The sequence below is a fragment of the Coraliomargarita sinensis genome, assembly GCF_003185655.1.
Classification (GTDB): Bacteria; Verrucomicrobiota; Verrucomicrobiia; order Opitutales; family Coraliomargaritaceae; genus Coraliomargarita_B; species Coraliomargarita_B sinensis.
This window is the reverse complement of sequence record NZ_QHJQ01000008.1, coordinates 48,280-71,122: the sequence shown is the minus strand read 5'-3', so window position 1 is coordinate 71,122 and position 22,843 is coordinate 48,280. Positions and strand designations below refer to the sequence as shown.

Here is a 22,843-nt window from a genome sequence, read left to right as displayed (position 1 = left end):
TAAATTGACCCGTTTTGAAATGCCGGCCGTGCGCGGCATCGACCCCAGCGGAGAAACCATCGAAGTCACGGGGCGAACCATTCCGGTTTACCGCTGCGAGGCGCTCGTACTCGGAAGCGGTGCCGCCGGCATGCGGGCCGTGGTCGAGCTGAAGCGGCGCGGCGTCGACGTGTTGGTGGCCAGCACCGGTCTGTTCGCCGGGACCTCCGCCTGCTCCGGTTCGGACAAGCAAACCCTCTACACCGCCAGCACCGACTACAAAGGCGACAATTTCATTCAATATGCCGAGGGACTCTGCTCGGGTGGCGCCATGAACTTCTCCACCGCCTACATCGAGGCAGTCGGCTCGATCGATGCCATCGGCGGTCTGCAATACATGGGGCTGCCTCTCCCGCACGATGACCGTGGAGCCATCCTCCGCTACCAGACCGACCACGACGAAGCCGGCCGTGCCACCAGCTGCGGGCCGCGCACTTCCAAGCTCATGGTCAAAGTCCTCTTTGAAGAAGCGCTCACGCTGGGCGTCCGCATCCTGCCCAGTTGCAGTGGCATCCGTATCGTCAAGGAAACAGTTGAGGGCAAAGAGCGGGTGTGTGGTGTCATTGCCCTGCACCGAGAGGAAGACCGTAACGAATACGGCCTGGTCTATATACAATGCGAAGACCTCGTTATCGCCACCGGCGGGCCGGGCGAACTTTACCGCGACAGTGTGTACCCGCACCACTGCCACGGCGGCCTCGGTATCGCCCTGGAAGCGGGCATCGAACTGTGCAACCTGACCGAGAGCCAGTTCGGCATCGGCACACCGCGCACCAAGTTCCCCTGGAATCTATCCGGCACCTATGTACAGGTCATGCCGCGGGTTTACTCCGTTGGCGAAGACGGCGAGGAAATCAACTTCCTCAAGCGCTACTACCGCACGACCCGCGAGATGGTCTCCAACACCTTCCGAAAGGGTTACCAATGGCCCTTCCACTCACAGCGTATGCTGGACTACCGCTCCAGTCTCTTCGACCTCGCCGTTTTCCTGGAGTGTCAGGCCGGTCGTAAGGTCTACCTCGATTTCCTGCGCAATCCGGAACCGGTCAATGAGGGCGAAGAGTTCTCCCTCGATAACCTCGATCCCGATGTGCGCGCCTATTTGGAAAACAACGAAGCCCTCTACGACTTGCCTATCGACCGTCTTCGCCGGATGAACCCCCTGGCCATCGAACTCTACAAAATGCACGGCACCGATGTGAGCAAAGAACCACTGGAGTTCGCCATGAACAACCAACACATGAACGGGGGCATCCTGATCGACGACTGGGGCCGCACCAATCTGAACGGTTGCTACGCCGTCGGTGAGGCCGCCGGCACTCACGGAGTGACCCGTCCGGGTGGCTCCGCGCTGAATGCCGGCCAGGTTTTTGGCAAGCGGGTCGCCGTGGCCATCAAGCGTGCTAAAAATAACCACAACGACCGCAGCTTCGACCCGGCGATGATGGAGAAGGCAGTTACGGACGCATTGAGCGACGCCGACAGCTATACCCACGAAGACACCGGCCTCACCACTAAAGAGGTCAAGACCGAGGTCCAGGCCCGCATGAGCGACTATGCTGGCATCATTTGCTCGGAGCCGGAAGTGAACGCCGCTCTGGAAGCCGCCCGCGAACTGCGCCGCAAAATTGAAGCCGAGGGCTTTCAGGTCCGTTCGGCCTCAATGGTGGGCAATGCCTTTCGCTGGAAACACATGGCCTACGTCTCCGAAGCGGTCCTGACCGCACTCGATCATTACATCGCCAACGGGGGCGGCAGCCGCGGGGCCCGCGCCATCTGCTCGGACGACGGCACACAGTGCCCGGAAGCCCATAGCGAAGACCTCAGCCGTTTCCGTTTCATCGAGGAACAACCCAAAGACAAGCAGGAGAAACTGGTGGTGAGCTACGAGAACGGGAGCTTTAAAATCAGCGCCCTACCGGTGGACCTTACACCGGAAGTCGAACGCGAGTTCTTCGAAAAGGGATGGGGACCGTATCTGATCAAGGAGGGCTAGTTCGCCAACCCAAGAGCGGTCTTAAAACTCTCTTTCGAGCTTATACCGCATTGGCATAGTTTGGCCTCAAAATCGGAGGGTCCAGCTCTGTCTGGACCGCGTAGGCATTTGACGATACCGATTGCAAGTTCGCTGCCCGGACGGAGCCGGGCCCTCCCGTAGATGATTCAAACGACAAGAGCATGCCTTCTGAACAACAGTTACTTATTTGAATGCAACATCACACATCCGGTCGCTGGTTTGATGAAAATTTACCAATAGCCCGGAAAAACCATTCGCAAACCAAACTTTATCCGTCCCTATTAGACCTTAGTTATGATAAAGTTTCCAATCTGCCTTGTCCTTGCCTGCTTCCTTGCCTTCGGCACCGGTTGCCAATCCACCACTTTCGAGAAAACCACTAAGCCGAACCTGGTTTACATCATCTGTGACGACCTCGGCTACGGTGACGTCAGCGCATTCAACCCGGAGGGTAAAATTGCCACCCCGAATATCGACCGTCTGGCCGATGAGGGGATGATGTTTACCGACGCCCACACGACCTCCTCCGTCTGCACCCCCACCCGCTACAACGTGCTGACGGGGCGCTACAATTGGCGGACAGATCTCAAGAGTGGCGTGCTGAACGGCTACGGACCGCCCCTCATCGACGAGGACCGCCTGACCTTTGCTTCCCTGCTTCGCGATCACGGCTACCAAACCGCCATGATCGGCAAGTGGCACCTCGGTATGGACTTGCCCTTCGTGGATGAGGCCGGCCGGGGCAAGGCCATCGACTGGTCCAGGCCGATCGGGCGCACGCCGACCAGCAACGGCTTCGACTACTTCTGGGGACATGGCGCCTCGCTGGATTTTCCACCCTATGTCTATATCGAGAACAACCGCTACACCTCCACCAATGTCAGTGTAAAAAGCAAAAAAGACCTGGGGATCGATTGCGTATTCCGCACCGGTCCGATCGCGGACAACTTCGACCCCTTCACCACCCTCGACGAATTCTGTGACCGGAGTGCGGCCTACATTCAAGACTGGGACGGCGAAAAACCCTTTGCCCTCTACGTTCCGCTGACCAGCCCCCACACCCCCATTCTTCCGACCGGAGAATGGGATGGCAAAAGCGGCATCAACAACTACGTTGATTTTGTCATGCAGACCGATGCCGGGGTCGGAAAAATCCTGGATGCGCTCGATGCCCGAGGCATCACCGGGAACACCATCGTGGTCTTTACTTCGGATAACGGCTGCTCGCCCCGGGCCGACTTTAAAACTTTGGAAGCGCATGGCCATCAGGCCAACGGCATCTTCCGCGGAGCCAAAGCCGACATATGGGAAGGCGGACACCGTGTGCCCCATATCGTCCGCTGGCCCGCGAAAGTTGAGCCCGGTACCCGCAGCGACCGGCTTACCCTGCTCGGCGATATCGTGGCCACGATGGCGGACATTGTCGGCGCAGACTTCGCCCCGGATGAAGCGGAGGACAGCGTCAGTTTCTACGCCACGTTGACAGGACAAGAAGAGGACCCTTCGACCAAACACCAGGCCATCATTAATCATTCGGTGAACGGGACCTTCGCCGTGCGCACCAAAGAGTGGAAACTCTGTTTCAGCGCCGGTTCGGGCGGCTGGGCTGAACCCAAGGACAAGCAGGCGCTCGCAATGGGCCTGCCCAAATACCAGCTCTACAACATGGTGAACGACCCGGAAGAATCCAATAACCTCTACGAGAAGCACCCGGAAATCATCGAGCAATTGACCGAAATCGGCACACAGATCGTAGTCAACGGCCGCAGCACGCCAGGCGAACCGCAGCCCAATGACACCGCCAACGATTGGCGCCAGCTGGACTGGATGAAGGACGCAGGCCAGTAAGCGAAAGTTAAAGATCCACCTTCGTGAAATGGACTGACTTCAAACTGGCCTTCTCAAGGTCTCCCTCGATGCAGGACACGTGAATCGTGTAACGACCCGTTTCAGGAAACTCAATCCAGCCAATGGGAAATTGCTGATAGTTGTGTGACGAATTCTGCTCGTTCTGGATTGCTTCGCCATCTGCCACTCCGACTTTCCAGACGAGGCGTCCTTCACCGGAATAAGTCAGTGCCACCTGATAATAACCGGGCTCGAGCACGTCCACGTCCCAGAAGGCTTGACCACCTTTTTCCCATTCATGTGCCCTAACGACATGTTTCCACTCCCCGAACTTTTCCATCCAGCCCTTTTTCGATTTCCGGGCGCGCTCAACATCGGCAAATTCAACCAATAGGGTCGTTTCGACCGACGGGTCGAGGCCCCAAGTGGAATCCACTTCAGGCGCCGCCGAGAGTTCGACTTCGATCACCGGGACTAGAGCTTCTTTTAGCTTTGGCGGAAGCTGAATCCGGGTCCAGCGCTCCACCATGCTGTAAGGGAGCGGGATCTTCTCTCCGCCATCGATTAGGGTGACGGACTCGAGCTCGGTCTTCAGTCCGGGCAAATATATCGTCCGCTCATCCGGCAAATTAAAGACCGAAAGATAGAGGCGGTTGTCCTTCACCGTGACATCGCCCCACGGCAGAGCGTGGCCCCAGGGGGAAGCACCCGTCCCATAGACCACGAAGGGGTAGCGCCGGATCCACTCCCCCGACTTACGGAGAGCGAGCTGTGCCTCCACCGGCACGGTACCGTCACCGCGAGGACCGATGTTCAGCATGTAGGTGCCACCACGAGCAACCGTGGCTACGAGTCGCTCGATAATCTGTTTGGGCGTTTTCCAGTTGGTATCATACCAGGCATAGGACCATGAGTCGTTGGTCGTATCGACGGTTTCCCATAGCCCGTCGACATTGCCATGGGGCACCTCCATGTCGCCATGGGATTTGTAATCCCCGAGCCCGTATCCGGCGCGACCGGAAACCAGCGCACCGGGCTGGTTTTTGCGGACAATGGCGACGAGTTCTTCCACGTAATCCTTGGGAATCCGTCCGGGCGTATCGAACCAGACAATTTCAATCGGTCCGTACTTCGTGGTGATCTCCTCCACCTGGGGCCGGCACTTGTTCTCGTAGTAGTAAGTAAAATCAGCGGCTTCACCGCCTTCGGTGATGGCCGGTCCACGGGTCCCGCCGGGAAAGGTCCAATCCTGATTGTGAGAGTAGTAAAAACCGAGGCCCAGTCCGTGTTTGGCACAGGCCTCGGCGAGTTCCTTCATCGGGTCGCGTCCATAAGGCGTGGCATCCACAATGTTGAAATCGTTGACCTCCGAGTCATACATGGCGAAGCCGTCGTGATGCTTCGAGGTAATCACGATGTACTTCATCCCGGCATCCACCGCCAACTGCGCGATGGCATCGGCATCGAAATGCACCGGATTAAAGTCCCGGGCAACCGTCTTATAATCCTCGACCGGGATATCGGCCATACGCGGATGCATGATCCACTCCCCGATCCCGTAATAAGTTTCGCCCTGATATTTGTTCGCGATCTGAGAGTAGAGCCCCCAATGGATAAACATGGCGTAGTTACCCTGCTCGAACAACTGACCGCGCACACCGTCGGAGGCCTTAAGCTTGGCGACCTGCTCGCCCCACATCTCGTCCATACTCTCGGCGTGGACGGATGGATACGTGGCGAGAGCAGCAAAGGCGAAAACGAAAATTAGACGAAGTCGAAGACTATTTTGCATCATGCGAATTAGATATAAGTTTTAACGCTCACGCAGATTGGAGAAACAATCCGGATTCGGCCGCTCAGGCAATTCCGAAAGCCACTCAGACAGCCGCTCTCGCAAGGCTTCCACCTTCTCCGGATTTTCAGCCGCCAAATTATTTCTTTCCGCACGGTCTTCGGCTACGTCGTACAACTCAATCCGGTCGCCGGAGGCATCCCGGAGCAACTTCCAGGGACCGGAACGGACCGCCGCATAGGCCCAGTTGGTGCCATCGCTGGCATTGGGCCAATACCAGAAGATCGGCTTGGAACGTTGCACATGCTGGCCCTTCAGGACAGCACTTCTGTCCTCACCGTCCGATTCATAATTCTCGGGCGACCTGCCCCCCAAGTTAGTCCCGGCTAAAATGAGAGAACTGATGGTTTAGGTTCTAGTTGTGGTTGTGTGGTTGCAAGCCTGTTCGTGCCTCCTTGCCCCCCTAGGGGGGGGGGCGCGCGATTTTTCCGCGAAGGCCGCAGGCGTTTGGTTGTTCAGTGAGCTGTGAGGACGGACCTGATTGTAATCCTCCCTCCAGCGTTCGATCTTGTTTTGGACATGGTCGATATTACGCCACCAGTGCTCGTTCAAGCACTCGTCGCGGACCTTGCCGTTGAAGCTTTCGACATAGGCGTTCTGGTTAGGTTTACCCGGCTGGATAAACTGATGGTTGATTTTCCTTTCGTAGGTCCAGGCATCGAGTGCGGTTCCCGCGAACTCGGGTCCATTGTCGGTGAGTAGGTTCTTTGGTTTGCCCCGTAGTTCGATAAGCCGGTCCAGCCACACGGGTGACATGCTGGCCGCTAATGGAGGTGGAGACTTCCATCCAGAGAGCTTCCCGGGTGTAGTCGTCCACGACGTTAAGGATCCGGAGCTTTCGTCCCGAGCTGGTGCTGTCGTGCAGAAAGCCAACGATTAGCTCGTTAAAGAAAATAATAGCCCCTTACTTGCCTTCTTTCGGTGCCCCCTGCTGCGGCCCTCCCGCCTCGGCCCGCCGCTTGACCAATAAGGCACGCATTTCCTTCAAAGCCTCGGCATAAGCTGGATCGCCCGCCACATTGCGATTCTCACCCGGATCCTTTTCCAGATCGTAAAGCATCTCCGCCCCGCTTTTGGCATACCAGGTGTAGTTGTAGCGCTCGGTGATCACGGCGAGGCCGGGACGTTCCACTCCAAAGCGGCTGTAGGCGGCTTCCCGGAAGTTCTGCCCGGGATTCTTCAGCAGGGGCACCAGGCTCTTGCCCTGCACGGTATCCGGGATCGCGACCCCCGCCAGTTCGCAGAGCGTGGGGAAGAGATCCGAGGACTCGACCAGCGCCGAAGTGCTGGTCAATTGCTTATTGGGCAGGGAGAGGATGAGCGGTACGCGCGTCGATAGGTGCATGGTGTTGTGCTTCCCCCAGAAGTCATGCTCGCCCAGGTGGAAGCCGTGGTCGCCCCAAAGAACGATGATGGTGTTCTGGCGCAGCCCCAGTCGCTCCAACTCGGCCATGACATTGCCGACCAGTTGGTCGACATAGCTGACGCTGGCCAGATAACCGTGCCGCATCATGCGGTGGAAGGCATCCGAGCCGACATCGTAGTCGCCGTGATGGTAGGCCCAGAATTCCTCACTTCCGCGGAGGTCGCCGTGGGGCGCACCGCGCGGGAAATAGCGGTTGTCAGCCAGTTCGATGGACTCGCGGTCGTAGAGGTCCCAATACTTTTTCGGGGCGTAGAACGGGAGGTGGGGTCGATAAAAGCCACAGAAGAGCATGAACGGTTCACCCGCGTCCTTGAGGCGCTGCAGGTCTTCGATCGTGCGGGCCGCGATCCGCCCGTCCGTATATTCCGAATCCGGCACCTCCCCGATTTCGTAAATCAAGCCACGCCCCCGCTCGGAAAGCCGGGCCATGGTCGACTCCATAGCGGGCGTGCGGGAGCGCCAGCCTTCCGGCCGCCAGGGCGGTTCGCTCCAACTGCGCTCGGCGGTGTCAGACTGGGAATGGAAGACTTTGCCATTGGAAATGGTGGTATAGCCCGCCTTGCGAAAGACCTCGGGCAGGGTCGGCGCATGGGGCACATCCTCGTCCGCCTTGCTGCGGTAGTTGGTAAAACGCTCCGAAGTGGGCAGCATGCCGGTCATCAGGCTGACCCGGGAGGCCCCGCAGACGGGGACCTGACAGTAGGCCCGGTCAAAGCGCAGCCCCGCTTCCGCCAACCGGTCCATATGCGGGCTCTTGACCTGCGCTGCCCCGTAAGCCCCAAGCTGTGGGGCGAGATCGTCAATGCACAGAAAGAGAATATTAGGCCGTTGGTAGGCAGCCGAAGCGGGTGCAGCAGTGCCGACAGAAGCCAGCAAGAGGATACCCCCAAGGGATGTGCCAATAAGCTTAGAGAGAAGCCATCGCTCGTGGCGTGCTCGCTTGCGAGCGCCTGGCAGGTCTGATTCGCACTGGGTCGGAGCGTCCGTCGAGCGGACACGCCACCTTGAAATGTGATACCAAGCCTGACAGCAGGGTTTACCGAAAAAAAGACTGGTTTTCATAACCTATAATAGGATTGATACCACCCACTCTCCGCGGGGCGGGGCCGTTGGAGATCACAGAGTACACGGAGTATTTTCTCCGTGCCTCCGTGGTCTCAAGCGGAACGGGTGGTTGAATTGATTTTTGGCATCAAGTAAAATTGGCTCTGGTTATTTAGGCACACTGACCGAAAAGTTTTTATAGCGGGCCGCCCGGGTATACATGTGTCGCAAGCCGATGCGGCCTTCTGTAATAATGGGGTATTTCTCGTTGGTCAGTTTGAAATAACGCGTCTGGTGCTCACTGGCCGCCTTTATATAAATCACCCGGTCCGTTTTGATGATGGTCATGCGGTAGGTCACACCGGGTTCAAAGATATTCTCCGGCCCCTGGTTCTCGGTGTAATCGGGGACCATCTCAGAGTGGCCGTTCATGCGACCGGTCAGCGGCATGTAGCGGCGTCCCCGAATATAGCTGGTGGCGTAACTGATGTGGTAGGTGTTCATGCCCCGAAAGTATTTACTCATCTTGGGCACGCGCCGATAGTCGTTCCATTCGGTGATGTCCTTTGGGAATCCCTCGGCCCCACTGCCAGTGGCCTGGATGTAAATGATGATGACGCCCCACCCATCCGTCTCGGTCCGGGTAAAATCATATTCGATCTTCAAATCCCCTTCAAAAGATTCCTTGGTCCAGAGCACCATGTGGTGGGCGTCATTCTTCCACTCGGGGCCCGCCTGCAGTTTCATGCCATTCTTGTTGGTGGTGACGGTGCCGACCTCACCGTCGAGGAACCACTGCTCGGTCCAGTCACCGGTGCAGAGATCGGTAAAGACACTCGCCCAGTCACGCTGATCCGCCTGCTCAAAGGCCAGTTGCTCGGATGACTTGGCGGCCGGCTCACTGGACGCGCAGGCTGTGAGCGAGAGGGCCATGAAGGCCGGGAGGAGATTATTAAGGACTTTCATAAAAGTGCGTTCAGGTCATTTCCTTTACATGAATAGGACTGGCAATAATACTGGAAACGTTCTGGAACTCGAACAGCCATCAAGTGGCCCGGTCGAATTGCTCGGGGGTAATAGCAGCCTCGATAGCTTTGCCTTCGGCGAGGCGCGCGAGGTTTTCGAGGGCGATCAGCGTGCTGTCGCAGCGGCGGTCCTTGGTCGGGCCGGCGATGTGCGGGAGCAGCGCCACGTTGGACAGACCACGCAGTGGAGAGTCCTGAGCCAGCGGCTCCTTCTCATAGACATCCAGGGCGAACTGGAGGTCATCGGGCCGGTCTTTAGCCACCCGGATCATGGCGGCCTCGTCCACCACCGCACCGCGGCCGATATTGATAAAGGCGCCACCCGACGGGATGGAACGAAGCAAGTCCTCGGTGACGATGTGGTGGTTCCGCTCGTGGTAGGCCGCCAGTTCGATGATGACATCGTTCTGCGAGAAGAGAGCTTCCAGCGAGTTGCAACGGGCCACGCCAAGTTCTTCAAAAATTGCATCCGGAACGGACGGTGAGAAAGCGGAGATTTCGACGCCAAAAGGTTTAAAGAGCGGCACCATCTGCTGAGCGATGTTGCCAAAACCGTGGATGCCGACACGCCGCTCGAAGAGGCTTTGTGTCACCGTTTGCAGTCCCTGCTTCCAGCCACCGTCACGGTGCATGGCCACCGACCAGTAGGACGCGCGGCGCATGGCCGAAAGCGTGAGCAGAAGTGCGCACTCCGAGATGGTCCGACTGATGGAGTTGCCCCAGTTTGTCACCTGCAGGCCCTGGACCAATAGCTCGCGCGGCACCAGCTTGCGGATGCTGCCGGCGAGATAGCTGACGTATTGTAAGCCGCCTTCCCCGACCGCCAAATCATCCGGCAGGCGCGGGCAGGCCCAGGCCGCCATCAGGGCATCGGGCTTTTTATCGGCGAGGATGCCGGGCCATTCCTCCGTCGATTCGAGCGGCAATGCCAGCCATTCGATTTCCAAAGGCAGGGCTTCAAGCTTTTCCAGAACCTTCGGCGGCAGGAAGTCCTTCTTTTCGTCCTCGGTGAGCGCAATGAGTAGTTTTTGTTTATTCATGAAATTATTTTTCTACATTCCTGCGGCTTTCAGGGGCAGCATAGGTCAGCTCCATCATCCGTGTGTTTGTGCGGCAAAGTGCGGGCCTGCTTCACGATGACCTTAAGACTGTCGGAAAACTTGTCCGCCAACTCCCCCTTTTGCGGCAGCGCGTTCGTCGTCTCGCCGGGGTCTTGTATCAGATCTGTCAATACACGATCCAGCACCTCGTCCGTTTCCGCATCCCACCATTCGGTGTAACGATAGCGCGCACTACGAATCGAATGCCCGATAATATCGTCATGCGGACGCCGCGGGTAAGAAGAATAAGCGAAACGCCGATGCGCCGACCGGGGGTTTTCCAGAATCGGCACGAGCGACTTGCCCTGCAAATGAGCCGGAGCCTGCAGACCGCAGAGCTCAGCCAGAGTCGGATAAAGATCAATCAGTTCGACAATAGCATTCGTCTTGCCCCGAGCCGTGCCGAGCTTCGGGCACGCCACGATCAGAGGCACCCGCGTGTCGCACTCGAAGTTTGTATGCTTACACCAAGAGGAGTGGTCACCGAGTTTCCAACCATGATCGCCCCACAGCACGACGATGGTATTCTCAGCAGCCCCACTCTCCTTAAGCGCGTCCAGCAACTTACCAACATTGTAATCCGTATAGCTTACGCTGGCATGGTAGCCATGGATCAAACGTTTGTTCATTGCCTCGGAAAACTCCTTCGGGTTCGGCTCAGGGCTACCGTCTGAAGCGGGCGGCACATCCGAGTAGTACCGCATTTCGCCTGCGCGCTGATTCGCGGCATGTTCGGGATAACCGGGAGGGATTCCCAGATTATCAGGCATGGAAAAGCTATCCCGTTCGTAAAGATCCCAGAACTCATCCGGTGCCGTGAAGGGCAGGTGGGGCTTACTGAAACCCACCGCCAGGAAGAAAGGTTGGTCCCCGCCAGCAAGCTTCCCGAGCTGGCGCACACCTGCAGCGACACGAAATCCGTCAAAATATCGGTCCGCCGCATCATCCGCTTTGCCTGCCTCTGTTGTAGGCCCGCGTTTAAACTCCTTGCCAAAGGCTGCTGCCTGTTGCTTGCCCAGTTCAACTGTTTCCGGGTCGGCATATTTCGAGCCTTGCGTAGGCACCCAGTGGTCCCAGTTGTCGAGGTCGGTGTCCGCGCCATCCCAAGCGTGGTAGATCTTCCCCACCCCGACCGTAGCGTAGCCGTTTCGTTTGAATAACTGGTTCATCGTCACGAGATCGGGGTGGCGTTGACGCCAATCACGAACGTGAAAGCTACGCTCTTGAGTATACTCCGGGTACAGGCCGGTCATGAGCGATAGGCGCGAGGCTCCGCAGACCGCTTGGTTACAATAGGCGCGATTGAATTGGAGGCCGGACTCCGCGAGTCGGTCAATATTCGGCGTGACGGCCCGCGAGCCGTAAATCCCCAACTCCGGGCGTAGATCATCGACGGCAATAAAAAGCACGTTGGGGCGCTCCGCAAAAAGCAGAACCGGAAAAAGAAATGCGGCTAACAACAATAGCCGATCAGAGTAATTGGATATGCAAGACATGTTTTTAAAGACGTTCGACTTTGAAATTACGCAGGAGCATTTTGTGACCACCCATTTGGCGCATCCCGATCCGCCCTTTGTCGATGTAGACAGGCTCTCGGTTTTTGTTTACCTGCTCATCCGTGAGATCCCAGGTATGGTCGACAACCGGTTCTCCGGTCACCGTATCAGTGATACGAAGCATGATTGATTTCTCGCGCTTTTCCACCACAACATCCAGCGGAAGCCCGTCCGGCAGACCTTTGTTTTCTCCCCGGGGTTTAAATTCGTTGTCTAAATCGTTGCCATTCATGTCCATCCAGGGGTAGCGTTTACAACGGATTTGATCCCGCAGGCTCAGGGCGATCAAATCCATATATTTAAAATACTTATCCATACTAGCGATATCCCTGAGCCGCCGCCAGGCATAGATATCTTCAACGTAAGGATTTTCCCCAATGCCTTGGGCTTGAACATAGATCAGTTTCTGCCAACTGCAGCCTGGCAGCCTTGTGTAGGTATAGGTGATACGAATATCCCCTTCGAATTCTTGGCGTGTCCAGAGAATCGCATGGTGGGCATCGAAGGGGAGCCGGTCCACGCGTTTATCGACTACGCTGGTCGTAGTAATGAAAGCCAAACCTCCTTCCCGATGCTCGAGAGTGGCCCGTTTTCCATCAAGAAACCAGTTTTCCTCCCAGTTATCGGCCATCGAATCCTCAAAAAGGATATGAGCATCCGGCTTCGGCTTTTCGTGCAAACCGGCTTTCTGCGTCTGGCAGGCCATTAAGAGCAAAGCCCCCAGACAGACCAGGGAAATCGGTAAGAATTGCATGCCTGCTCTTATGCCCGGGTCTGAAAACCGATTCAATATAATAATTATCAATCAACCGAAAGACTTAGTAAGCGCCCAATGGATCCGGCTTGCCGTCTATATTGTACAGTCTTGGCTTTACGATGAGGGGCAAGACGAGTCCGGTCGCGCTTTGCGGGACCACCGGGAATATCTCGATCTACCATTTCGCGGGCCAGTTTTCTGCTGGCTTGCGCGCAGTTTTGAGATACCTGCCGATTTTTTCTGCGATCTCAGGATATTTGTCGGAAACTTCGTTTTCTTCCGCGGGATCGTTATCCACATCGTAGAGTTTGACCGGGGCATCAGGCCCGCCTCGGCGATGACCTTTCCAGCGACCCTCGTAAAGTGCGGCCTGCCTGAAGCCTTTCCAGTGCGGAAACTCCCAATACATAAAGTCGTGCGTTTTTTGCTTTTTGGGCTGTCCAGTGAGCAGCGGCGCGATGCTGATCCCGTCCGTCTCACTTTCAACCGCCACGCCCGCCAAGTCGGCAGCGGTCGGCAACCAGTCAGCGAAGTAACCGGCGTGGTCCGTCACACCCGGCTTTACGGTGCCGGGCCACCAGGCAATGAAGGGCACGCGAATTCCCCCGTCAGTCAAATCACGCTTCTTACCGGAGTAAGGGCCGTTGGGATCGAAGCGATCAAGATTATGGTTACTCTCGTCGTGCGGGCCGTTGTCGCTGGTGAAAATGACCAGTGTATTGTCCTCGATCCCCAGGAGCTTCAGGTGATCCATGAGTCGCCCGACATAGCTGTCCATGCGAGTTATCATGGCCGCCTGTCCCTTATCCGGATTCGGCCAGTCCTTCGTTTCGTAAGGCCCGTAATCCGGCACGTTGGCCCCGTCACCGAGTTCGCGGGTGCGCTCGTTGTTGGCATGAGGTATTACCATGCTCCAGTAGAGGAAAAAGGGGTGGTCCTGATTTTTGGATATAAATTTCAGGGCTTCATTGGCAAAAAGGTCGCCGGCAAACAAAACCTGATCCGTCGAGTAGCCAGCACCGCTGTCACCGCCGACCGGAACGACCGTATTGGGCAGCTGAATTTTCTCATCATTGCGCCAAAGAAAATCGGTGAAGTGGTTGTGAGCATGGCGCTGATTGAGGTAACCGAAGAATTCATCGAAACCGTGTTTGGAGGGCAGCCCCATCTCGGCCTCACCCACATCACCGAGTCCCCACTTGCCCACCAAAGCCGTGCGATAGCCAGCTTCCTTTAAAACGGACGCCACACTGGGGTCGCCCGGTTGAAGCGCTTGAATCGCCAGGCTTTGTTTGCGACCGGCATTGCCACGCACACGCGTGCGACCGTGATGCTGACCGGTGATGAGGACCGAGCGCGAGGGAGCACAGACAGTCGCTCCGGCATAATACTGCGTAAAGCGCAGGCCTTCGTCGGCCATACGGTCGAGTTCCGGGGTCATGATCACATCCTGACCGTAGCTGCCTAATTCGCCCCACCCGAGGTCGTCGGCCATGACCCAGATCAAATTGGGGGGGCGGTCGGCCTTCCTCTCCAAAGACATCGGCAGTTTAGCCATCGACCAAGCCGTCGAAGCGACGAGTGCAAATGAAACAAGAGAACTTATAATCTGTTTGCTACGCATTATCGAGTTACGGCTTTTAGATGATCACTGTTAAACAAAGTTGTCCCAACCCAGGGCATCCTCAAATGTTGATCATTTACTTTCAATTACCTGAGGTCAAACCAACCGGTCGCCTCTTTGACCGTCGTTGTACCCGAGGACTTCTCCAGTACCAGACGACCACTCAAACGCGGACCTTCTTTTAAAGTTCCATCTGAGATACGGACGACCTCACGCGGTTTGTTCTTGGGACTTCGGTGCGGGTGATCGCCGATGTAGCCCCCGTCGTATTCGACATCGAACTCAAGAAGTTCGAGCGTCAGCTTGTTTGATGAGAGAAGCCCCCGGAGATAATTCACATCCGTCTGCGTGCCCCAAAGTGCCCCGTGCACAATCTGCCAAATGCCGTCCTGCTGATGGACTGTAATGCGGTGGTGCTCCCCGCAGAGGTAAACATCGACGCCGTGTTTCACCATCGTCTTCCATAGGTCGGAGTCAGTCCCCTCCTCCAACATGCTCGCACTTGAATTTTTGCTGTTCACCGGCCCAACAATCGGGAGGTGCCCTTGCACGATCACATAGTTCGCATCGGCGTGATCAGAAAGAACTCGATCCACCCATTCGAGCTGGGCTTCGCCTACCGTATAGCCAAAGGGCACGCCTTCGCCACGATCCACAAAGGTGTCGAGTGTGACGACGAGCAAATCGCCATGCCGTGCCCAAAATGCCCGTCCCAGGTGCTCCTCTGGCCCGTTTTCGGGCATGCCCATTTGGCGGGTAAATTCTTCACCGAACGCCCGCGCAATGTGGTCTCGCTTCAGGCCGCCATCATCGCCGTATTCATGGTCGCCGGGAGCGACATATATATTCAGGCCGTATTTCTCGTAGCGTTTGAGAAAGCCGCCCCAATACTCCTCGGTTTTGATCCGGACCTGCTTCGGGTTGTCCCACCAACGAGCATCCATGATGTCCCCGGCGTTGAGATGAAAGTCGGGGCCCTCCGTTTTCAGACGGGTGAAATACCAGTCGAGCGCATCTTCCCACCCGGGCTGCGGATTACTAATGTTCCAGTTGAAGATATCCGGCGCGCTGGTGAAGCGGATCACTTCGTTATCCGAAGCGGCGTCACCATTCGAACATCCGGACAAGGTCACAAAGGACGCCAGCAAAGCAGGAAGAAGGAATAATCGTAATCTCATAATAAATACTATCTAGTGCGAAAAATTAAACAAGCCAGCCTTTCAACGTAGGGTAAAGGCTGAAGGTGCCAGAGTTCTCGGCTTTATCCGAATCGAGTGGATCGCGCCTTTGAACCAGTGCACTTTGTTCATGCGCACGCCGATGGACATGCCGCCGCTATCGATGGGCTGAAATTCCAGTTCGCCCTCCAGTTCGAGTTGCCCGTTCACATAATTCCGCACCACGCCGTCGTTCATCACGATGGCGAGATGCGCCCATTCGCCCAGCGGGTGGCGCTTGTCGTTATCGAGCAAGACGAGGTAGTCCTCGCCGTGACGGAAGAAGCTGTCCAGCGCCCAGGTGCCTTCCGCGTTCCGGGTCTCGACCATCATGCGATCCTTACTGACCGTGCCAACGTGGAAAAACCGCGGCTCGTCCGACCCGCCGGCATCGGGGCGAAAGATAATCTCGACCGTAAATTCCGTCAGGCCCGCCAGCGGATTTTGCTCCACGAAAATAGCATCGTTCACGCCGTCGAAGAGCACGGCCGGACCGACCTTGGGGTCGACGATACGCTGCGGCTCGCCGGAGAAGCTGACGCCTTCAAGGGGCGAGTCCAAGAGGTCGGCGAGGAGGATCACAGTCTCTCCATCCTTCAAATTTCGGGAAGATTGACAGCCAGTGAACAACGCAAAAAGCGAAATGAAAAACAGTCTATTTAAAATCGAATGCATCCTTGGATTTGGTATATGCTAGAGCGTATTTTGAGACCAGATAGGGTTCGGTTGCGTCGGCACCGGCGCGTTGTAGGTTTCACGCCAGCGCTCGAGCATGGCGGTCAGTTCGGCTAGTTTTTCGGGCATCTTATCCGCAAGGTTCTTCTGCTCGCCGATGTCTGCTTCGAGATCGTAGAGTTCGTAGGCCATGTCCTCGAAGTAGTGATGCAGCTTCCATTTGCCATAGCGTAGGGTCGATCCGGGCCGGGTGCGGAACAAGGGGTCCCGCCCGTCGTCCGTCTCTGGGTTGTAGGCCTGCAGGTAGATCGGGAAGTGCCAGACGAGCGGTCGCTTGTTGAGCGTGTTTGCTCCCTTGAGCAGGCCAAGCAGACTTTCTCCGTCGAGCGGTTTGCCCGCATCGAGGCCCAGGATATCGAGATAGGTGGGATAAAAATCGAGACCGGTGACCGGGACATCCGACGTCGTGCCCGGTGCCACCACACCCGGCCAGCGAACGGTTAATGGCACGCGGACTCCGCCCTCGTAGTAGGATCCTTTGCCGGCTCGGTAAGGATCCTGCGGCGAAAAGTCACGGATGCCGCCGTTGTCGGAGGTGAAGACGACGATCGTGTTATCGGCGAGCTTGAGCCGGTCGAGCGTATCCAGCACACGGCCGACGTTTTGGTCGAGGCTTTCGACCATGGCGGCGTATTCCGGGTGCACGTCGTCGCGGTCGGCGTATTTGGCGACCAGCTCGGGTTTCCCCTGGATCGGCGTGTGCACCGAGAAGAAGGGCAGGTAGAGAAAGAAGGGTTCGTCCTTGTGTTTCTTGATGATCCGGACCGCTTCAGCACCCATGCGGTCGGTGAGATACTCGCCTTCGGGTCCGTCGGGCAAGTTCGGGTTGTGGTAGGGGCTGAAGTAGCCGCCTCTCCCGGGGCTGCCTCCTTGCGTTCCCGCGATATTGATCTCGACTCCCTGCGCCGTGGGATCTTTCCCGAGGTGCCACTTCCCGACCGAGGCGGTCGTATAACCCTGCCGCTGAAAGACCTCGGTCAACAGAACATGTTCGTCGGACAGGTAACGCCTATTCGGGGTGGGAATGATTTTGCGCGTGCTGGCCCGACCCCGCTCGGAACTTCCGACCGTATAAACCCCGTGGAAGGTCGGATTCTGACCGGTCATAACACAGGCCCGGCTGGGCGCGCAATTGGCCGCCGGGGCATAGGCCTCCGTAAAGACCATGCTCTGGGAAGCCAGCCGGTCCAGGTTGGGGGTGTGGTAACGCTCATCCCCCATGAAACCCACATCCATCACGCCCAAATCGTCGGCCACGATATGAACGACATTCGGAGGAGTCCCGGCAAAAGAGACTTGGGTCAGGATCAAAGCACCCAACAGTTGGAAAAAATATCTCATGGAGAAAGCAATAGCCGACCGGAACCGGCCTTCAAGCTGTGTTTAAGGGTGAGGTTTTCTAGGGATGAATGGGTCAACGCAAGGCCCGGAACAATAGTGCGTCATGGTTTCAATGATTGATTTTATGCATCAGGTCTAATTCAACTATGAAAACTGATATTTATTAATAAATTCAAGAACGAATCGCCAACCGCCAGGTTTTACGAGTGACTGAATGCATGCCCACAGATCCCTGCATAAGATGGGCTGACAAATACGACGCTTTTTTCAGCTACCAATCCGACCCTGACCAGTTAAAACACAATCATGAACTCCTTCAGCCGCGCTCGCTGCATTTTCACTATCCTGTGCCTTAATTTCGTCGTGAGTATCGTCCCCGGTGAAACATTCCGCGCGGCACCTCTCTTTAGCGACAACGCCGTGCTCCAGCGCGACATGCCGGTGCCGATCTGGGGCCGTGCCGCACCGGGGTCACCTATCTCAGTGGAGTTCGGCGATCAGAAGATGCAGACACGGGCCGATGCAAGCGGTGAGTGGAGGGTTCATCTGGAACCGATACCAGCCACGAGTGACCCTCGTGACATGATCCTGCGGAACGGGAACGAGCCCGAGATTCGTTTCCGCAACATTGTCGTGGGCGAAGTCTGGATTTGCTCGGGACAATCCAACATGCAGATGCGGGTGAAGTTTGCCCCGGAGGTGGATGCCCTTCGTCCGTCGGTCGAAAACGTCCGCAGCTTTGAAGTCAAAAACACTGTCGCCGTGGCCGAAAAAAACGACTGTCGGGGCAAGTGGGTGACGCAAGCTCCGGACAGTGCGGTCGCGCTTGCATTCGCTTACTGTCTGGAAGAGGCCATCGACGTGCCGATTGGCATCATTCTCACATCTTGGGGCAGTTCCTCGATCGAAGCTTGGATGCCCCGAGATATGACCGATACCGTGCCCCACTTCAAAACCATCATGGAGGAATTCGATGCGGATACCGGGACGCTAGAGCGCATACAATCGATCCTCGACGGTCCCCGCCCGTGGCCGAAGCGGGACGATATCTTTCTGCGCCGCCAGCCGAACATTCTCTACAATGCCATGATGCACCCGCTGGTGCCCTACGCCTGCCGGGGGCTGGTCTGGTATCAGGGCGAGCGCAACACTCAGTCCATGCAGGGGATGCTGGATGAGCCGTGGTATGCCCGTAACTCCGGGATGCTGAAATACGGGCCGACACTGAAGGCTTGGATCCGGCGCTACCGACAGGAATGGGGACGAGCGGACCTGCACTTCATGGTGGTGATGCTGCCCGGCTACTTCAAACCGCTGGAAAGCGGCCCGCAACTCGGTGCCGAACATCCGGCGACTCACTCTTGGGCATGGATGCGGGAGGCCCAGCTCAAAGCGCTGGAACTGCCCCACACTTCGGTGGTCAACACCATCGACCTGGGGGATCTCAGGAACATCCACCCGAAGGATAAATTACCGGTCGGTCGGCGCCTGGCTTTGCTGGCTCGGCGGGATACCCTGGACGAAGCGGTCGAAGCCGAGGGACCGGAAATGCAAGCGGTCGAGGTGAAAGAGGATCGTCTGCTCGTGCACTTCGATCATGCCAAGGGCTTGACGACAACGGACGCTGGGCCGCCCACCGGATTCTGGATCGCGGACGAGTCGAGGGTCTGGGTTCCCGCTGAAGCTGAACTGGATGGCGAAACCGTCGTTTTGCATTCGGATGAGATACAAATCCCACGCTACGTACGTTATGCCTTTGCCGGAAAACCCGAGGTCAACCTCGTCAACGGCGCGGGCTTACCCGCCTACCCTTTTCGGACAGACGATTTTAAGCCATAAGCTGACAAAGTTGAGCCAAAAGCATGCATTCAACCCGCTCCTGATCACGCTTCGTAGAGGCTCTGCTTGCGGATGCCACGGCTTCGTCCAGAAGCCGCAGCTCGAGGACAAAGCGAAGCATCGTCTGTACGGCGCTGCGGACATCCGCAAGCGGAGCCCCTACGGTCCCACAGCTACTACCGCTGCGAAGATCTTTCTCCGGCTTCTAACGACCTAATTCGTCCGCCCAGGTCTCAACCCCAGCGGGTCCCTGCAGAAACCCGCGCGACTGGAGAAAGCGATCCATCCTGCTGAGCGTGGTCACCACCCACTCCCTGCTGTTGTCAAAGAAAGAGTGTCGCTGCCCGGGATAGACTTCCACCTCAATGCCGACGCCGAGCTCTTCAAGCTTCGACTTGTATTGGCCGATCTGTTCGACGGACATGAATTTGTCGTCATCGCCCCACATCGCCAGCGTGGGCGGGATACCGGTATGAGCGTTGTGGTAAGGGCTGAAGTCTTTGGCAATCGATTCATCGATCAGGCGGTTCAGCCGCATGCCAAGAATGGGATTGAAGAGGACGATTGCATCGGGAACCGTCGAGACGCTCAGGTCGTCGCCGTCGTTATTGATAAGGGTCGACGTCGCCAGTGCCGCGGCCAGATGACCGCCGGCCGAGCCCCCCGCAGCGGCGAGCTTGTCCGGATCGATCCCCAGGCTTTCCGCATCTTGACGAATGTAACGCATCGCGCTTTTGGCATCCTTTAGGCAAGTCTGCCGGGTGTAACCTTTCGCTTTGTTGCGGAGACGATACTGGGCCGAAACGGCCACCATGCCCCGGCTCGAAAAATAATCGCAGGCGTAAAAGAAGGCTCCGGGATTTCCCTTGGAGAAGCCCCCACCGTGGAAGAAGACGATCGCGGGACGGGCCGTAGCCGGCTTGCCCCCTTCCGGATAGAACATGTGCAGCTTCAGGAACTGCCCTTCGATTGTCCGGTAAACCACTTCGTCATCCGGCGCAAACGAGGCGGACTTTTTCCAGGCGCTGCCTTGAGCAAACAACGGGAGAAACAGAACAATGAATAATACCAGATGGCGCATGAGAAAAATTGAATAATTCGTGAACCATTCATTAAAGTTAATACACGTTGATGAAGGACTTAAAAAACGAGGCTATGCTGGCCAGAGAGAACGTTCATTATGGATTTTCTTAATGCGGCGTGGCAGGGATGAGCCGACTCGGCTTGGACTCGTTCCCGTTTTTATCGACGGCCGTGACCTGGTAATAGTATTCGGTATCGTTGCGAAGCATGCCCACATCCCAGCCACCGTCGTGGCTGTCCTGGATATCCACGAACTCGCTATCGATCAGCCCCTCGCCGACCGGGATGCCGAAACTCCCCGGCTCCTCTGGCTTCGTGGTGCGGTAGACCTTGTAGGTCGCCACATCCACCTCCGGGTTATCGTCCCAGTCCAGCCGGACATTCCCCACCAAACTCTCCGTGCGGAGATGCTTCGGCGCGGATGGAGGACCTGGAACGGGATCTTTCACCTGCTCGATAATAAGCTGTGGTGCGGAGCCGCTCTCGCTGGAGTAATACCAACTGGGAAAACCGTTCCCGGAGACTCTATTTATGTAAAGCGATACCAGCTTATCGCCGGACCATTGGGCTTTGACGAAATCGCTCACATCAAATTCAAAAGTAAGGTTCCTCGCATCGTAATCGAATGAGACTGAATCCAGGACCTCGCCCGTTTCGGGCTTGTTGATCTCGGTCAAGCTGCTCTCGCTCCAGCTGTCATCCGCCACAGAGTGGACCCCAATTTCCACCGGGGGTCGGTTCAGCCTGGCGACGGTGATGCGCAGCCGCGCCCGCTGCACGGAACGGAGGTCGAGCCCGCTCAAGTCAAACTTGAGGTAGCTACCGAAGAGGCTCAGGCTGTTCTTTTCCCCAGATTCGACAACCGTGTCGGGGTTCCTTCCGTCCGTCTGGTTGTCGTCCACCGGATTGATGCGGACCACTTTTTCCAGCGCTTTCACAGGCGGAGGCGGCGGCAGTCCTTCGGGCAGCGGTTTGCCGAGTTTTTCCAACTGAGCCAAGTAGATGTTTTTCGGCTCGAGCTGAGCCGGATCGATGCGCTCATGGTAGAAGCCGGGCGTGTCGATACTGTCGACCGGCACGTCGTAGCCGACAAAGAGATGCCCCATCTCACTCCCCCATTCGATTTTTTCCTCGTCAAGCGGACCATCGCCGACAAAGCGCCAGTGGCTCTCGGAACGTTGTCGGCCCCCGGTCTTTAAAGCACCGATGCCGCCGCCCTTCCCGACGTGGATGTTCGTGTAGAGATTATTCCGCGCGCCCTGCCCGTGATGGTGAAGAAATATATCGTGCCCATAAACATTCGATACCACATTATGACTCGGAACATTGATGATATCAACATCGTGGAAAAATTTACCTTTGAAAAATAGATGATGGAAGAGGCAGTGGCTGGCCCCGTTCATTCCGATGCCGATGTGGCCGACCCAGCCGTTCCTGCCACCACTCCCCACAATGTCCGGACGACCGATAAAGTGGTCGAAGATGATATTGATGAAAGAGATATAGGATCCCGAAATATTTGTGGTATTATCAGTGTTGCGAAAGATGACGTTCCTCACCCAACTGTCCTTCGCATTCCTTCCATAAAACACGGCGGACGCCCCCTTGTGCTCCCAGTGCCCGCGTTTGATCTGCTCGCGAAACTCAAAGGTTAAATTCTCCACGCTGCGATGGGTGCCCTCCTCCACCCGAAAGAAGCCTTTCGGTGCCCCGGTGTGACGCTTGTTTTTGTTATTCGCATCATACCCGATCTCCTGAATTTCTACTTCGTTGAGATATCTGGGAAAAAAGAGAACGCTTTCATACATATTTTCACCGCGCAGGACAAAATAGTCCCGATCCGGCTGTATCCGCTGCAGGATAATATAACGCCCCTTCGGCACCAGGACAGCGTGCTTTTCCGGACAAGCGGCGATCGCATCGATGAAGGCCTGGGAATCGTCTTTATCATCACCGGGGATTGCCCCGAAATCCTGAACATTGACCCCGACCGGCCAATCAGGGATGGGCTCCTCCCCCTTCATGTAGCCGACGTTCGTAAAATCACTCAGACGGCTGTTTTTTGTATCCCAATTTTCCCCCGCTTTACCCCAAAGCTCGGAATATTGCTGGGCACCAAAAGAGCAACAGGAACAAATCAAACCGACCAGAAGAATCAAGTCATTCAAACGCATCGTGCTTTTGTTGATTATTATTAAAAACTGTCAAATTTTCCGTACCATGATTCCGGTGAAAAGCAACGATCATGTCTCTCACCCTCGTTTCACGCAGAGTTTTGGGCACAGCATTTACTCCGCAATTCTAGCGTTATTAGGTCTACAAATACGCGAGCACCATGGG

16 protein-coding genes and 1 pseudogene are annotated in these 22,843 nt (G+C 56.6%); 3 read left to right on the top strand and 14 right to left on the bottom strand.

The window, feature by feature from the left end:
• Positions 1 to 19 precede the first annotated feature (19 nt).
• Positions 20 to 2,035, top strand: coding sequence for an FAD-binding protein (locus tag DDZ13_RS11190; RefSeq protein ID WP_425486560.1), 2,016 nt, complete (start codon positions 20 to 22; stop codon positions 2,033 to 2,035).
• 315 nt (positions 2,036 to 2,350) lie between these two features.
• On the top strand, positions 2,351 to 3,904 hold the full coding sequence (locus tag DDZ13_RS11185) for a sulfatase family protein (protein ID WP_110131540.1): 1,554 nt from the start codon (positions 2,351 to 2,353) through the stop codon (positions 3,902 to 3,904).
• Positions 3,905 to 3,911: 7 nt separating this feature from the next.
• Here DDZ13_RS11185 and DDZ13_RS11180 read toward each other — a convergent pair whose 3' ends face one another.
• The 12 genes and pseudogenes from DDZ13_RS11180 to DDZ13_RS11125 all read right to left on the bottom strand — a co-directional run bounded on the left by DDZ13_RS11180 (position 3,912) and on the right by DDZ13_RS11125 (position 17,581).
• Entirely contained in the window at positions 3,912 to 5,699 is a 1,788-nt protein-coding gene (locus tag DDZ13_RS11180; protein ID WP_110131539.1) for an alpha-L-fucosidase, read from the bottom strand.
• Positions 5,700 to 5,717: 18 nt separating this feature from the next.
• Positions 5,718 to 6,071 carry an alkaline phosphatase family protein gene (locus DDZ13_RS11175; protein ID WP_110131538.1) on the bottom strand — a complete coding sequence of 118 codons (354 nt, stop codon included), beginning with the start codon at positions 6,069 to 6,071 and terminating at the stop codon, positions 5,718 to 5,720.
• Positions 6,072 to 6,104: 33 nt separating this feature from the next.
• Positions 6,105 to 6,540, bottom strand: a pseudogene (locus tag DDZ13_RS11170) (integrase core domain-containing protein); the annotation flags it as partial.
• A 120-nt stretch (positions 6,541 to 6,660) separates the two neighbouring features.
• Entirely contained in the window at positions 6,661 to 8,058 is a 1,398-nt protein-coding gene (locus DDZ13_RS11165; protein WP_158279899.1) for a sulfatase, read from the bottom strand.
• A 336-nt stretch (positions 8,059 to 8,394) separates the two neighbouring features.
• Positions 8,395 to 9,192 (bottom strand): DUF1961 family protein, encoded by a 798-nt coding sequence (locus DDZ13_RS11160; protein ID WP_110131535.1) that lies wholly within the window; start codon positions 9,190 to 9,192, stop codon positions 8,395 to 8,397.
• Positions 9,193 to 9,271: 79 nt separating this feature from the next.
• A complete protein-coding gene (locus DDZ13_RS11155; protein WP_110131534.1) occupies positions 9,272 to 10,291 on the bottom strand; it encodes an NAD(P)-dependent oxidoreductase in 1,020 nt (339 codons plus the stop codon).
• Between the two features lie 29 nt (positions 10,292 to 10,320).
• On the bottom strand, positions 10,321 to 11,847 hold the full coding sequence (locus DDZ13_RS11150; protein ID WP_110131533.1) for a sulfatase: 1,527 nt from the start codon (positions 11,845 to 11,847) through the stop codon (positions 10,321 to 10,323).
• Between the two features lie 4 nt (positions 11,848 to 11,851).
• Positions 11,852 to 12,661 (bottom strand): hypothetical protein, encoded by an 810-nt coding sequence (locus tag DDZ13_RS11145; protein ID WP_110131532.1) that lies wholly within the window; start codon positions 12,659 to 12,661, stop codon positions 11,852 to 11,854.
• A gap of 178 nt (positions 12,662 to 12,839) precedes the next feature.
• Positions 12,840 to 14,207 carry an arylsulfatase gene (locus tag DDZ13_RS11140; RefSeq protein ID WP_199221108.1) on the bottom strand — a complete coding sequence of 456 codons (1,368 nt, stop codon included), beginning with the start codon at positions 14,205 to 14,207 and terminating at the stop codon, positions 12,840 to 12,842.
• Between the two features lie 167 nt (positions 14,208 to 14,374).
• Positions 14,375 to 15,466 carry a metallophosphoesterase family protein gene (locus DDZ13_RS11135; RefSeq protein WP_110131530.1) on the bottom strand — a complete coding sequence of 364 codons (1,092 nt, stop codon included), beginning with the start codon at positions 15,464 to 15,466 and terminating at the stop codon, positions 14,375 to 14,377.
• A 42-nt stretch (positions 15,467 to 15,508) separates the two neighbouring features.
• On the bottom strand, positions 15,509 to 16,105 hold the full coding sequence (locus DDZ13_RS11130; RefSeq protein WP_233246146.1) for a LamG domain-containing protein: 597 nt from the start codon (positions 16,103 to 16,105) through the stop codon (positions 15,509 to 15,511).
• Positions 16,106 to 16,198: 93 nt separating this feature from the next.
• Complete coding sequence (locus tag DDZ13_RS11125; protein WP_110131528.1) at positions 16,199 to 17,581, bottom strand: sulfatase; 1,383 nt, start codon at positions 17,579 to 17,581, stop codon at positions 16,199 to 16,201.
• A gap of 306 nt (positions 17,582 to 17,887) precedes the next feature.
• Between DDZ13_RS11125 and DDZ13_RS11120 the strand changes: the two genes are divergently transcribed.
• The gene (locus DDZ13_RS11120; protein WP_199221107.1) at positions 17,888 to 19,420 is read left to right on the top strand and encodes a sialate O-acetylesterase; all 1,533 of its coding nucleotides are present in this window, start codon (positions 17,888 to 17,890) and stop codon (positions 19,418 to 19,420) included.
• A 205-nt stretch (positions 19,421 to 19,625) separates the two neighbouring features.
• Here the strand turns inward: DDZ13_RS11120 and DDZ13_RS11110 are convergent, their stop codons facing one another.
• Both DDZ13_RS11110 and DDZ13_RS11105 read right to left on the bottom strand, forming a co-directional pair.
• The gene (locus tag DDZ13_RS11110) at positions 19,626 to 20,501 is read right to left on the bottom strand and encodes an alpha/beta hydrolase (protein ID WP_110131526.1); all 876 of its coding nucleotides are present in this window, start codon (positions 20,499 to 20,501) and stop codon (positions 19,626 to 19,628) included.
• Positions 20,502 to 20,610: 109 nt separating this feature from the next.
• A complete protein-coding gene (locus tag DDZ13_RS11105) occupies positions 20,611 to 22,677 on the bottom strand; it encodes a CBM96 family carbohydrate-binding protein (RefSeq protein WP_110131525.1) in 2,067 nt (688 codons plus the stop codon).
• Positions 22,678 to 22,843 lie beyond the last annotated feature (166 nt).

Coding starts and splice junctions, on each gene's coding strand:
- DDZ13_RS11190 (WP_425486560.1), top strand. CDS start 20: ATGCCGGCCGTGCGCGGCATCGACCCCAGCGGAGAAACCATCGAAGTC.
- DDZ13_RS11185 (WP_110131540.1), top strand. CDS start 2,351: ATGATAAAGTTTCCAATCTGCCTTGTCCTTGCCTGCTTCCTTGCCTTC.
- DDZ13_RS11180 (WP_110131539.1), bottom strand. CDS start 5,699: ATGATGCAAAATAGTCTTCGACTTCGTCTAATTTTCGTTTTCGCCTTT.
- DDZ13_RS11160 (WP_110131535.1), bottom strand. CDS start 9,192: ATGAAAGTCCTTAATAATCTCCTCCCGGCCTTCATGGCCCTCTCGCTC.
- DDZ13_RS11155 (WP_110131534.1), bottom strand. CDS start 10,291: ATGAATAAACAAAAACTACTCATTGCGCTCACCGAGGACGAAAAGAAG.
- DDZ13_RS11150 (WP_110131533.1), bottom strand. CDS start 11,847: ATGTCTTGCATATCCAATTACTCTGATCGGCTATTGTTGTTAGCCGCA.
- DDZ13_RS11145 (WP_110131532.1), bottom strand. CDS start 12,661: ATGCAATTCTTACCGATTTCCCTGGTCTGTCTGGGGGCTTTGCTCTTA.
- DDZ13_RS11140 (WP_199221108.1), bottom strand. CDS start 14,207: ATGTCTTTGGAGAGGAAGGCCGACCGCCCCCCCAATTTGATCTGGGTC.
- DDZ13_RS11135 (WP_110131530.1), bottom strand. CDS start 15,466: ATGAGATTACGATTATTCCTTCTTCCTGCTTTGCTGGCGTCCTTTGTG.
- DDZ13_RS11125 (WP_110131528.1), bottom strand. CDS start 17,581: ATGAGATATTTTTTCCAACTGTTGGGTGCTTTGATCCTGACCCAAGTC.
- DDZ13_RS11120 (WP_199221107.1), top strand. CDS start 17,888: ATGAACTCCTTCAGCCGCGCTCGCTGCATTTTCACTATCCTGTGCCTT.
- DDZ13_RS11110 (WP_110131526.1), bottom strand. CDS start 20,501: ATGCGCCATCTGGTATTATTCATTGTTCTGTTTCTCCCGTTGTTTGCT.
- DDZ13_RS11105 (WP_110131525.1), bottom strand. CDS start 22,677: ATGCGTTTGAATGACTTGATTCTTCTGGTCGGTTTGATTTGTTCCTGT.